At 70.3% G+C, this 13,176-nt stretch carries 9 protein-coding genes; 8 read left to right on the top strand and 1 reads right to left on the bottom strand.

Features of this window, described 5'->3' with window-relative positions; all coding sequences use genetic code 11:
* Positions 1 to 26: 26 nt before the first annotated feature.
* Positions 27 to 1,010, bottom strand: a complete 984-nt coding sequence (locus tag ACIGNX_RS18590) for an ABC transporter substrate-binding protein (RefSeq protein ID WP_396541563.1) — start codon at positions 1,008 to 1,010, stop codon at positions 27 to 29.
* 483 nt (positions 1,011 to 1,493) lie between these two features.
* Here ACIGNX_RS18590 and ACIGNX_RS18585 point away from each other — a divergent pair, with 483 nt between their 5' ends.
* From ACIGNX_RS18585 to mmsB, 8 genes are all read left to right on the top strand, one after another.
* Complete coding sequence (locus tag ACIGNX_RS18585) at positions 1,494 to 3,467, top strand: immunoglobulin-like domain-containing protein (RefSeq protein ID WP_396541561.1); 1,974 nt, start codon at positions 1,494 to 1,496, stop codon at positions 3,465 to 3,467.
* A 176-nt stretch (positions 3,468 to 3,643) separates the two neighbouring features.
* The gene (locus tag ACIGNX_RS18580) at positions 3,644 to 4,687 is read left to right on the top strand and encodes a LacI family DNA-binding transcriptional regulator (RefSeq protein ID WP_396541559.1); all 1,044 of its coding nucleotides are present in this window, start codon (positions 3,644 to 3,646) and stop codon (positions 4,685 to 4,687) included.
* 717 nt (positions 4,688 to 5,404) lie between these two features.
* Positions 5,405 to 7,060 carry a ribulokinase gene (gene araB, locus ACIGNX_RS18575; RefSeq protein WP_396541557.1) on the top strand — a complete coding sequence of 552 codons (1,656 nt, stop codon included), beginning with the start codon at positions 5,405 to 5,407 and terminating at the stop codon, positions 7,058 to 7,060.
* Between the two features lie 3 nt (positions 7,061 to 7,063).
* Positions 7,064 to 7,717, top strand: a complete 654-nt coding sequence (locus ACIGNX_RS18570) for an L-ribulose-5-phosphate 4-epimerase (RefSeq protein ID WP_396541555.1) — start codon at positions 7,064 to 7,066, stop codon at positions 7,715 to 7,717.
* Between the two features lie 20 nt (positions 7,718 to 7,737).
* Positions 7,738 to 9,246, top strand: coding sequence for an L-arabinose isomerase (araA, locus tag ACIGNX_RS18565; RefSeq protein WP_396541553.1), 1,509 nt, complete (start codon positions 7,738 to 7,740; stop codon positions 9,244 to 9,246).
* Between the two features lie 59 nt (positions 9,247 to 9,305).
* Positions 9,306 to 10,415, top strand: a complete 1,110-nt coding sequence (chvE, locus tag ACIGNX_RS18560; RefSeq protein WP_396541551.1) for a multiple monosaccharide ABC transporter substrate-binding protein — start codon at positions 9,306 to 9,308, stop codon at positions 10,413 to 10,415.
* A gap of 11 nt (positions 10,416 to 10,426) precedes the next feature.
* On the top strand, positions 10,427 to 11,953 hold the full coding sequence (gene mmsA / locus ACIGNX_RS18555) for a multiple monosaccharide ABC transporter ATP-binding protein (RefSeq protein WP_396541549.1): 1,527 nt from the start codon (positions 10,427 to 10,429) through the stop codon (positions 11,951 to 11,953).
* Entirely contained in the window at positions 11,950 to 13,173 is a 1,224-nt protein-coding gene (gene mmsB, locus ACIGNX_RS18550; protein ID WP_396541547.1) for a multiple monosaccharide ABC transporter permease, read from the top strand. The genes mmsA and mmsB overlap by 4 nt, the downstream gene beginning before the upstream one ends.
* The last annotated feature ends 3 nt before the right edge of the window (positions 13,174 to 13,176 follow it).

The raw sequence follows: 13,176 nt of genomic DNA, 5'->3' as shown, positions 1-13,176 counted from the left end.
GGGGTGGCGGGGACCGCGGCCTGGGATCAGTACTTGCGGTTGGGGAGCTCGGTCTTGGCCTGCTCCGAGGTGAACGTGGTCTCCTCGGTCACCACCCGCGGCGGCACGTCCTCGCCCGCCACGACCTTCTTGGCCAGGTCCATCAGCTGGTCGCCCAGCAGCGGGTTGCACTCCACGATGAAGTTGATCTCACCGGCGGCCAGCGCGGTCATGCCGTCCTTCACCGCGTCCACGGTGATGATCTTGATGTCCTTGCCGGGCACCTTGCCGGCGGCCTTGATGGCCTCGATCGCGCCCAGGCCCATGTCGTCGTTGTGCGCGTAGACGACGTCGATCTGCGGCACGGACTTGAGGAACGCCTCCATGACCTGCTTGCCGCCCGACCGCGTGAAGTCACCGGTCTGCGTGGCCACGATCTTCAGGTCGGAGCCCGCGATGGCCTCCTCGAAGCCCTTCTTGCGGTCGATCGCCGGCGCCGCGCCCGTGGTGCCCTGCAGCTCGACGACGTTCTTCGCGCCGGCGGCGTTGGCCTTCAGCCACTCGCCCGCCTTCTTGCCCTCTTCCACGAAGTCCGAGCCGAGGAACGTCTTGTACAGCGACGTGTCGTCGGAGTCGATCGCGCGGTCGGTCAGGATCACCGGGATGTTGGCGCGCTTGGCTTCCAGCAGCACCGTGTCCCAACCGGTCTCCACCACCGGGCTGAAGGCGATCACGTCGACCTTCTGCTGGATGTAGGAGCGGATCGCCTTGATCTGGTTCTCCTGCTTCTGCTGCGCGTCGGAGAACTTCAGCTCGATCCCGGCCTTGGCCGCCGACTCCTGCACCGACTTGGTGTTCGCGGTGCGCCAGCCGCTCTCCGCACCCACCTGGGCGAAGCCCATGGTGATCTTGCCGTCGCCGTTGGCGTTCGGCGTGCCGGACGACCCCGCGTCCCCGGACCCACCGGACCCGCACGCGGTCAACGCGGCCAACAGGACCGCGGCGGCGGCGGTCGAGATCTTCTTGAACACTGGTCTTCCTCCGTGTGAACCCGAGACACTGACGGGACGGCGAACCGCGTGACGGTGGTCACCTGGGGCACAAGAGTGAACGCTCACAATCGGCTCGTCAACCCCTCGGAAACGTCAACTTTGCATCCTTGACACGTTTGTTAGGGCAGTCGTATGTTAGCGCTCACTTTTGTGATGCGGCCCACCCATACCTCCGGATGCCCTGTTCCTCCGCGGCTTCGCGCCGCGCGCAGACGAGAGCGACGCCCCCACATGGCCACCCTCCGCCATCGCCCACGCACCCTCGTCGCGACGGCCGTCGCGGCGCTGGCAGCGGCGGCCTCGATCACCCCGCCGGCGTCGGCCGCCGACGGCCTCGTCCTGCACTACCCCCTCACCGAAACCGAAGGCGCGGTCGCAGCCGACACCTCGGGCGGAGGTCGCAACGCAACCGTTATCGGCGACGCCACGCCGGGCGGTGCTGAAGGGCTCCAGTTGGGCGGCGTGAACGGTCACGTGAAACTGCCCGACAACGTCCTGCGCGGACTGACCGAGGTCAGTGTCTCGATCCAGGTGCGCATCGCGCCCGACCAGGCGACGCCGTACTTCGTCTACGGCCTGGGCAACTCGGCGGGCACGGCGGGCAACGGCTACCTGTTCACCACCGGCAACGCCTACCGGTCGTCCATCGCCACCGGCAACTGGTCCACCGAGCAGACCGTGACCGCAGGCCGCGACCTGGCCCGGGGCGTCTGGAAGACGCTGACCTACACGCTCGGCGGCGGCACCGCCGTGCTGTACGAGGACGGCGTCGAGGTCGCCCGCCGCACCGGCGTCACGACCACCCCGGCCGCGATCGGCGGCGGCACGACGACCGCCAACCACATCGGCCGCTCCGTCTACAGCGGCGACCGCCACCTGAAGGGCGCGGTCCGGGACTTCCGCCTGTACGACCGCGCGCTCACCGCGGCCGAGGCGCACGACCTCGGGTTCGTCGCCGACGAGGAGAAGGGCCGGCGCGACCTCGCGGCGATCGACCTGGGCGACCTGTCCGCCGTCACCGACGACCTCGCCCTGCCGGTCACCGGGCCGTACGGCTCCACGATCACCTGGCGGTCGAGCGACCCGGCCGCGGTGTCCGCCGCCGGCGTCGTCACCCGTCCCGCGGCGGGCGCGGCGCCCGTCACCGCCACCCTCACCGCGACCGCGTTCGGGCAGACCAGGGAGTTCCGGGTGACCGTGCGCCCGCAGCTCACCGACGACGAGAAGGTGGCCGAGGCCGACGCGGCGCTGGTCGTGTGGGACCCCGACGACATCCGGGGCAACATCACCCTGCCCGCGACGGGTCCGCACGGCACGTCGATCACGTGGAAGAGCGCCAAGCCCGACGTCGTCACGACCACCGGGGAGGTCACGCGGCCCGCGTTCGGGCAGAAGCCCGTCAAGGTGCAGCTGACCGCCGAGATCCGGTCGGGCCGGGAGACGACGCGCAAGAAGTTCAAGGTGACCGTCACCCCGCTGCCGCAGCGGCAGGACTACGAGGGGTACCTGTTCGGCTACTTCACGGGCGAGGGCTCGGCCACCGGCGAGCAGGTGCACTTCGCCGCGAGCCGGGGCAACGACCCGCTGAAGTGGGACGAGCTGAACCAGGGCAACCCCGTGCTCACGTCGTCGTTGGGCGACAAGGGCGTGCGCGACCCGTTCCTCATCCGGTCCCCCGAGGGCGACAGGTTCTACCTCGTCGCCACCGACCTGAAGGTGCACGGGAACGGCGACTGGGACCTGGTGCAGCGCAAGGGCAGCCGCTACATCGAGGTGTGGGAGTCCACCGACCTCGTCAACTGGGGTCGGCAGCGCCACGTGCGGGTCTCGCCGGAAGCCGCGGGCAACACGTGGGCACCGGAGGCGTACTACGACCGGTCGATCGGCGCGTACGTCGTCTTCTGGGCCTCGAAGCTGTACGCGGCCGACGACCCCGGGCACACCGGCAACACCTACAACAAGATGCTGTACGCGACCACGCGGGACTTCCGCACGTTCAGCGAGCCGGCGGTGTGGGTCGACCCGGGCTACTCGGTGATCGACTCGACCGTGATCGAGCACGGCGGCGAGTACTACCGGTTCACCAAGGACGAGCGGAACAACACGTCCAGCACGCCGTGCAGCAAGTTCATCCTCGCGGAGAGGTCGACCGAGCTGCGCGACACCTCGTACGACTTCGTCGCGGACTGCATCGGCAAGGGCTCGATCAACCAGGGCGAGGGACCGACGGTGTTCAAGTCCAACACCGAGGACCGCTGGTACCTGTTCCTCGACGAGTTCGGTGGCCGCGGCTACGTGCCGTTCGAGACGACGGACCTGGCCTCCGGCAAGTGGACCCCCGCCACCGGCTACCAACTGCCCGGCAGGCCCCGCCACGGCACCGTGCTGCCGGTGACGAGGGCCGAACTGGACCGGGTGCGGGCCGCCTTCCCCTGACCCCGGCGGCGGCCACCTCGCCCGGGTGGCCGCGCCGACGAGCCCGGGAGCGGGCGACTTTTCGGGTGACCCGACGCGTCCTGCGCTGGTGGGAACGGTCTCTGGTGGACAATGGACCATGAGCGCCTTCGCGGTGATCAGGGCGTGTTATCGCTAACATCGAGAACGAAGGCGGCATGTCGACCAGGGGAGATGGGGCGGTAGTGGAGCACAAGACCTCGCGCGATCCCGCGATGACGGACGTCGCCCGGCTCGCCGGGGTCTCGCACCAGACGGTGTCGCGGGTGCTCAACGGGCACCCCAACGTCCGGGAGCAGACCCGGCTGCGGGTGCGCGCGGCCATCGCCGAACTGGGCTACCGGCCCAACAAGGCGGCCCGCGCGCTGGTGACCGGGCGGTCCCAGCTGATCGGCGTGGTGGCGCAGAACTCGACCCTCTACGGCCCGGCGTCGCTGCTGGCGGCGTTCGAGGCGGCGGCGGCCGAGGCCGGGTTCGCGGTGAGCGTGGGCCGGGTGAACGTGCTGGACCGCAACTCCATCTCCGACGCCGTGGAGCGCCACCGCGACCAGCGGGTCGCCGGGATAGTGGTCATCGCGCCGACCGCGTCGGCCAACGACGCGGTCGGCGACGTCTCCGCCGGCATCCCGCTCGTCACGGTGGACGGCGACCCGGAGCGCTCCACGCCGCTGGTGACGGTGGACCAGGCGGCGGGGGCGTTCGCGGCCACCACGCACCTGCTGGAAGCCGGCCACCGCACGGTGTGGCACGTGTCGGGGCCGTCGGACTGGTTCGACAGCCTCGGCCGCATCAGGGGCTGGCGGTCGGCGCTGGAGACGGCGGGCCTGGAGGTGCCGCCGGTCGTGCCGGCGGACTGGAGCGCGGCCTCGGGGTACCGGGCGGGGCAGATGCTCGCGCGCATGCCGGAGGTCACGGCGATCTTCGCGGCGAACGACCACCTGGCGCTCGGGATCCTGCGGGCGATGAGCGAGCGGGGGCGGCGGGTGCCGCACGACGTGAGCATCGTGGGGTTCGACGACGTGCCGGAGGCGGCCTACTTCATCCCGCCGCTGACGACGATCAGGCCGGACTTCCACGCGGTCGCGAAGGAGACGCTGGAGCTGTTGCTGGCGCAGGTGGGCGACGGCGACGTGGGCGCGTCGCAGCGCACCGTCGCGCCGACCCTGGTGAAGCGGGACAGCGTCGCACCGCCCACCCAGTGACGGGGTGAGCCGGGCCCACCGCCCGCCCGGTGGGGTGGGCGGTGAGCTGCGGCCCGGCCTCGGGGCGACGCGGTGCCGGTCGAGCGGTGTGGGTCGGGCCGTGTGGCTTGGGCCGTGTGTGTTGAGCGGTGTCGGTCGGGCGGTGTCGGTCGGGCGGTGTCGGTCGGGCGGTGTCGGTCGGGAGGGCCCTCCCGGTCGGTCGACGCCGGATGTGATGCCGTGTCGGTGCGGTGCGGTGCGGTGCGGTGCGGTGCGGTGCGGTGCGGTGCGGTGCGGTGCGGTGCGGTGCGGTGCGTGGCGTGGCGTGTTGGTGCGTGCGAGACGTGTCGGTGCAGTGGCAGTGCGTGGTGGCGTTGGTGGCGGTCGGTGCGGTGGGTTCGAGGCGGGCCGGCCGGATCGTGGCGGTTTGGTGTGGTTCGGGTGGTGTGCCCGGTCGGTCCCCCTCCGGTCGGGGTGGTGGTGTGCCGGTCGAGGGATCGGGTCGGTGGACGGGTACCGTTCCCCCGGTCGTGGCGCGATGAGCCGCCGCCGCAACAGTTTCGTGGCCATTGCGCGCATCTGCGGTCCCGCGGTCGCCCCCGACGCGCCTAGGCTGGGGTGGCACCGCAGTCGCCCGCACCACGCTGAACACCGTCTTTGTGCACGCTCACTAACTGTTTAAGACCACGTTGCGGGCAGGTCTTGACGCCGTGAATGTTAGCGATAACACTCCTCACCATGGCGAGCGATCCATTGGTGGTGGGTGTCGACTTCGGCACGTTGTCCGGCCGCGCGGTGGTCGTGCGGGTGCGCGACGGCCTCGAACTGGGCACCGCGGTGCACGACTACCGGCACGGCGTGCTCGACCGCGCCCTGCCCGACGGGCGCCCCCTGCCCCCCGACTGGGCCTTGCAGGTGCCCCAGGACTACGTCGACGTCCTCAAGCACGCCGTGCCCGCGGCCATCGCCGCCGCCGGTGTCGACCCGGCCGACGTGATCGGCATCGGCACGGACTTCACCGCGTGCACGATGATCCCGGTCAAGGCCGACGGCACGCCCCTCAACGAACTGCCGGAGTTCGCCGGCGACCCGCACGCGTACGTCAAGCTCTGGAAGCACCACGCGGCCCAGCCGCAGGCCGACCGAATCAACGCCCTGGCCGCCCGGCGCGGCGAGAGCTGGCTGCCCCGCTACGGCGGCCTCATCTCCTCGGAGTGGGAGTTCGCCAAGGGCCTGCAACTGCTCGAAGAGGCCCCCGAGGTGTACGCGGCGATGGACCACTGGGTCGAGGCCGCCGACTGGATCGTCTGGCAGCTCGCCGGCGTCTACGTGCGCAACGCCTGCACCGCCGGCTACAAGGGCATCTACCAGGACGGCTACCCGTCCACCGACTTCCTGTCCGCGCTCAACCCCGACTTCGCGGGCTTCGTCGCCGACAAGCTGGACCACCCGCTGGGCCAGCTCGGCGACCGCGCCGGCGGGCTCACCGAGCAGGCCGCGGGGTGGACCGGCCTCAGGCCGGGCATCGCGGTCGCGGTCGGCAACGTCGACGCGCACGTCACCGCACCCGCCGCGCGGGCCGTCGAGCCCGGCCAGATGGTCGCGATCATGGGCACCTCGACGTGCCACGTGATGAACGCCGACGTGCTGGCCGACGTGCCCGGCATGTGCGGCGTCGTGGACGGCGGCATCGTGCCCGGCCTGTGGGGCTACGAGTCCGGCCAGAGCGGCGTGGGCGACATCTTCGCCTGGTTCGTGGAGCACAACGTGCCCGCCGAGTACCACGAGCAGGCGCGGGAGCGCGGCATCTCGGTGCACGAGCTGCTCACCGAGCTGGCCTCCCGGCAGCGCATCGGCGAGCACGGCCTGATCGCGCTGGACTGGCACAGCGGCAACCGCTCGGTGCTGGTCGACCACGAGCTGTCGGGCGTGGTCGTCGGCCAGACGCTGGCCACCCGCGCCGAGGACACCTACCGGGCGCTGCTGGAGGCCACCGCGTACGGCACGCGGGTGATCGTGGACTCCTACACCGACGCGGGCATCCCGGTGACCGAGCTGGTGATCGCGGGCGGCCTGCTGCGCAACCCGCTGCTGATGCAGATCTACGCCGACGTGACCAACCTGCCGCTGTCGGTGATCGGCTCGGAGCAGGGCCCGGCGCTCGGCTCGGCGATGCACGCGGCCGTCGCGGCGGGCGCGTACGACGACATCCACGCCGCCGCCAAGGCCATGGGCTCCATCAAGCGCGGCGCGTACCTGCCGATCCCGGAGAACGTCGAGGCCTACGAGCGGATGTTCGTGGAGTACCAGGAGCTGCACGACTACTTCGGCCGCGGCCAGAACGAGGTCATGCACCGGTTGAAGGCGCGCCGCCGCGCCGCGAAGGGGGAGTAGCCGGTGTCCGCCATCGCAGACCTGCGCCGCACGGTCGCCGACCTGCACCGCGAGCTGACCCGCTACGAGCTGGTCATCTGGACCGCGGGCAACGTCTCGGCCCGCGTGCCGGGACAGGACCTGATGGTCATCAAGCCGTCCGGCGTGTCCTACGACGAGCTGACGCCCGAGGCCATGGTCGTCACCGACCTGCACGGCGAGCTCGTCGAGGGCGACTACGCGCCGTCCTCCGACACCGCCGCGCACGCCTACGTCTACCGGCACATGCCCGAGGTGAACGGCGTGGTGCACACGCACTCCCCGTACGCCACGGCGTGGGCCGCGCGCGGCGAGCCGATCCCGTGCGTGCTCACCATGATCGCCGACGAGTTCGGCGGCGAGATCCCGGTGGGCCCGTTCGCGCTCATCGGCGACGACTCGATCGGCCGCGGCATCGTGGAGACGCTGCGGGCCAGCCGGTCGCCCGCCGTGCTGATGCGCAACCACGGCCCGTTCACCGTCGGCAAGGACGCGCGGGCGGCGGTGAAGGCCGCGGTGATGCTGGAGGACGTGGCCCGCACCGTCCACTTCGCACACCAGCTGGGCTCGCCCCAGCCGATCGAGCAGCACCACGTCGACAGCCTGTACGCCCGTTACCAGAACGTCTACGGGCAATGAGCCCACGAGGGGAGACCCGCATGTCGCCTGCTGGGAAGCCGCAGGTCTGGTTCCTGACCGGGAGCCAGCACCTCTACGGCCCGGAAACGCTCGAACAGGTCGCCCAGCAGTCGCAGCAGATCCAGCGGATGCTCACCGAGTCGGGCCGGGTCGCCGCCGAGGTGGTGTGGCAGCCGGTGCTGACCGACACCGCCGCCATCCGCGACGTGATGCTCGCGGCCAACGGCGACCCGTCGTGCATCGGCGTGATCGCGTGGATGCACACCTTCTCGCCCGCGAAGATGTGGATCACCGGGCTGGACGCGCTGCGCAAGCCGCTGCTGCACCTGCACACGCAGCTCAACGAGGCCCTGCCGTGGTCGACCATCGACATGGACTTCATGAACCTCAACCAGGCCGCCCACGGCGACCGCGAGTTCGGGTTCATCCAGACCAGGCTCGGCGTGCCGCGCAAGACCGTGGCCGGCCACGCGAGCGACCCGCGGTTGGCCGACCGGATCGACGGCTGGGTGCGCGCCGCGACCGGATACAGCCACCTCAACGGCATGAAGCTGGCCCGGTTCGGCGACAACATGCGCGGCGTCGCGGTGACCGAGGGCGACAAGGTGGAGGCCGAGCTGCGCTTCGGCGTGTCGGTGAACACCTACGGCGTGAACGACCTGGTCGCCGTGGTGGACGCGGTCGAGGACGAGGAGGTCGACGTCCTCGTCACCGAGTACGCCGACACCTACCGGCTCGCGCCCGAGCTGCACAAGGGCGCCGAGCGGCACGAGTCGCTGCGCTACGGCGCGCGCATCGAGGCGGGCCTGCGCCGGTTCCTCACCGAGGGCGGCTTCGGCGCGTTCACCACGAACTTCGAGGACCTGGGCGGGCTGCGGCAGCTCCCGGGCCTGGCCGTGCAGCGGCTGATGGCCGAGGGCTACGGCTTCGGCGGCGAGGGCGACTGGAAGACCTCCGCCCTGCTGGCCGCCGTGAAGGCGATGGGCGCGGGCACGGGCCGCGGCACGTCGTTCATGGAGGACTACACCTACCACTTCGGGCCGGGCGAGCCGAAGATCCTCGGCGCGCACATGCTCGAGGTGTGCCCGACCATCGCGGCCGACCGGCCGTCGTGCGAGATCCACCCGCTGGGCATCGGCGGCCGCGAGGACCCGGTGCGGCTGGTGTTCGACGCCGCCGCCGGGCCCGCCGTGGTCGTCGGCCTGGCCGACCTGGGCGAGCGCTTCCGGTTGGTGGCCAACGAGGTCGAGGTCGTGCCGCCGGACGAGCCGCTGCCGAAGCTGCCCGTGGCGCGCGCGGTGTGGAAGCCCGCGCCGTCGCTGTCCACCTCGGCCGAGTCGTGGCTGACCGCGGGCGGTCCGCACCACACCGTGATGACGCAGGCGGTGGGAGCCGACGTGCTGCGCGACTTCGCCACCATGGTGAACACCGAGCTGGTGGTCATCGACCGGGACACGACGACCGCGTCGTTCGGCGACCGCCTGCGCTGGAACCAGGCGTACTTCCGACTCGCGCAGGGCCTGCGCTAGCGGGATCCGGGGCCAGTGCGACCCGGGCAAGAGCACCACCACCAAGGGAGAGAGAAACGATGAGGTTTCCGCGGATCGCCGCCGCCACCGCGGCCGGCCTGATGCTCGCCGCCTGCGGGTCGGCGGAGAAGACCGTCGACCAGCAGTCCGGCTCGACGGAGGGCGCGCTGGTCGGCGTCACCATGCCGACCCGGTCCTCCGAGCGCTGGATCCACGACGGCGACAACATCAAGAAGGCGTTGGAGGAGAAGGGCTACAAGGTCGACCTCCAGTACGCCGAGAACGACATCCCCACGCAGGCCAACCAGCTCGAGAACCAGATCACCAAGGGCGCGAAGCTGCTGATCGTGGCCTCGATCGACGGCACCGCGATCACCTCGCAGCTGCAGCAGGCGGAGGACGCGAAGATCCCGGTCATCGCCTACGACCGGTTGCTGCGCAACACCGACAGCGTCGACTACTACGCCACCTTCGACAACTTCAAGGTTGGCGTGCAGCAGGCGACCTCGCTGCTGACCGGCCTGAAGGTGATCAAGGCCGACGGCAGCCCGGGCGAGGCCAAGGGCCCGCTGAACATCGAGCTGTTCGCCGGTTCGCCCGACGACAACAACGCCACGTTCTTCTTCAACGGCGCGATGTCGGTGCTCAAGCCCTACATCGACAAGGGCACGCTGGTGGTCAAGAGCGGCCAGACCGACTTCAAGACCGTCGCGATCCTGCGCTGGGACCCGGCCACGGCCCAGAAGCGCATGGAGGACCTGCTGACCTCGACCTACGGCGGCGCGCAGGTCAACGGCGTGCTGTCGCCGTACGACGGCCTGTCCATCGGCATCCTGTCCGCGCTCAAGAGCAGCGGCTACGGCACCGCCGGCAACCCGTACCCGATCGTCACGGGCCAGGACGCCGAGGTCGCCTCGGTCAAGTCGATCATCGCGGGCGAGCAGTACTCGACGATCTACAAGGACACCCGCGAGCTGGCGGCGACCACCGTCAAGATGGCCGACGCCGTGCTGAAGGGCGACAAGCCCGAGGTCAACAACGACAAGGACTACGACAACGGCAAGAAGGTCGTGCCGTCGTACCTGCTCGAGTCGGTGATCGTGGACAAGGGCAACTACCAGAAGGTGCTCGTCGACAGCGGCTACTACACCGCGGATCAGCTGAAGTAGGTTTGCACACCATGTCCGACGAAATCCTGGTGATGCGCGGCATCACCAAGCGGTTCGCCGGGGTCACCGCGCTGCACGACGTCACGCTGTCCGTGCGGCGCGGTGAGATCCACGCGATCTGCGGTGAGAACGGCGCGGGCAAGTCCACGCTGATGAAGGTGCTCTCGGGCGTCCACCCGCACGGGTCGTACGAGGGCGAGATCGTCTTCGAGGGCGAGCCGTGCTCGTTCGGCGGCGTCCGCGACAGCGAGCGGCGCGGCATCGTGATCATCCACCAGGAGCTGGCGCTGTGCGGCCAGCTGTCCATCGCGGAGAACCTGTTCCTCGGCAACGAGCGGGCCAGGCGCGGGTTCATCGACTGGAACCGCACCAACCACGCGGCGGGCGCCCTGCTCTCCCGCGTGGGCCTGCGGGAGAACCCGACGACGCCCGTGCACGACCTGGGCGTGGGCAAGCAGCAGCTCGTGGAGATCGCCAAGGCGCTGGCCAAGGACGTCCGGCTGCTCATCCTGGACGAGCCGACGGCGGCGCTGAACGACGACGACTCCGCGCACCTGCTCGACCTGCTCGACGGGCTGCGCGACGAGGGCATCACCTCGGTGATCATCTCGCACAAGCTCAACGAGGTGACGCGGATCGCCGACAGCATCACGATCCTGCGCGACGGCCGCACGATCGAGACGCTGCCCGCGCGGGACGTCACCGAGGACCGGATCATCGCCGGCATGGTCGGCCGCGACCTGGAGCACCGCTACCCGCCGCGGACGCCGAAGATCGGCGACGAGGTGCTGCGGATCGAGGACTGGACGGTGCACAGCCCGTCCCAGCCCGACCGGGTCGTGGTCGACAACGCCACCCTGGTGCTGCGGCGCGGCGAGATCGTCGGCCTGGCCGGGCTCATGGGCGCGGGCCGCACCGAGCTGGCGATGAGCGTGTTCGGGCGGACCTACGGCGTCGGCGTGTCCGGCCGGGTGGTCAAGGACGGCCGCGAGATCGACACGCGCAGCGTCCGCAAGGCCATCGAGCACGGCCTGGCCTACGTCAGCGAGGACCGCAAGCGGTACGGGCTGAACCTGATCCAGGACGTCAAGCTCAACGTGTCCGCGGCCGGGCTGGAGAAGCTGGCGCCGCGCGGCTGGGTGAACGAGAACGAGGAGCACTCGGTCGCCGAGTCCTACCGCCGCTCGATGAACATCAAGACGCCCAGCGTCGCCACGCCGACCGCGTCGCTCTCGGGCGGCAACCAGCAGAAGGTCGTGCTGGCGAAGTGGATGTTCACCGACCCGGAGGTGCTCATCCTCGACGAGCCGACCCGCGGCATCGACGTCGGCGCGAAGTACGAGATCTACTCGATCATCAACGACCTGGCCGACCAGGGCCGCGCGGTGCTGGTCATCTCGTCCGAGCTGCCGGAGCTGCTCGGCCTGTGCGACCGGATCTACACCCTGTCCGAGGGCCGGATCACCGGCGAGCTCGACCGCGCCGAAGCCACCCAGGAACGCCTGATGCACCACATGACCCAGGGACAGACCACATGACCACCAAGATCGCGGCCACGCCGGAGGCCCACCAGGCCGGGCAGCCGCAGCGCAGGTTCACCGTCAACCTGCGGCAGTCCGGCATCTACATCGCGTTCGCGCTGATCGTGGTGCTGTTCACGGTGCTGACGAACGGTGCTCTGCTGACCCCGCAGAACATCTCCAACATCATCGTGCAGAACTCCTACGTGCTGATCCTGGCCATCGGCATGATCCTGGTGATCATCGGCGGGCACATCGACCTGTCGGTGGGGTCCGTGGTGGCGCTGACGGGTGCGATCTGCGCGGTGCTGACCGTGCAGCTGGGCCTGCCGTGGCCGCTGGCGGTGCTGATCACGCTGCTCGCGGGCGCGGTGATCGGCGCGGCGCAGGGCTACTGGGTGGCGTTCTTCGGCATCCCGGCGTTCATCGTCACGCTGGCGGGCATGCTGGTGTTCCGCGCGCTCACCCTGACCGTGCTGGGCAACCAGGGCATCGGCCCGTTCCCGGAGCAGATCCGCACCCTGGCCAACGGCTTCACCGAGGGCTACCTGGGCAACGTCGGCCTCGGCCCGCTGGGCGGCGCGGACCTGCTCAGCCTGCTGGTCGGCGTCGCGGTGGTGGCCGGGTTCGCGTTCAACCAGTGGCGCAACCGCAAGGCGCGGCTGGCCTACGGGCAGGTCGTCGACCCGTTCCCGATCTTCGTGGCGAAGATCGCGCTGGCGGCGGCCGTGGTGCTGGCCGTGGTCGTGCAGCTGGCCCGGTTCCGCAACCTGCCCTGGGTGCTCGTGCTGCTCGCGGTGCTGGCGCTGGGCTACTCGGTGATGGCGAACAAGTCGGTCTTCGGCCGGCACATCTACGCCATCGGCGGCAACCTCCAGGCGGCGACGCTGTCCGGCGTGAAGGTCAAGCAGGTCACGTTCTGGGTGTTCGTGAACATGGGCCTGCTCTCGGCCCTGGCCGGCGTGATCTTCGCCGGTCGCCTCAACCAGGCCGGTCCGACCGCGGGCAACGCGTTCGAGCTGGACGCGATCGCGGCGGCGTTCATCGGCGGTGCGGCCGTCCAGGGCGGTGTCGGCCGGGTGGTCGGCGCCATCACCGGCGGCCTGATCATGGGCGTGATCAACAACGGCATGTCGCTGATCGGCGCGCCCAGCGAGCGGGTGATGCTGGTCAAGGGCCTGGTCCTGCTGGCCGCCGTCGCCTACGACGTGTGGACCAAGCGCCGGGGTCGCGCCTGACAC

It is taken from the genome of Actinosynnema sp. NPDC053489 (assembly GCF_044544865.1).
Taxonomy (GTDB): Bacteria; Actinomycetota; Actinomycetes; order Mycobacteriales; family Pseudonocardiaceae; genus Actinosynnema.
Note: the sequence above shows the minus strand (reverse complement) of the source record. Positions and strands in the feature narration are given on the sequence as shown.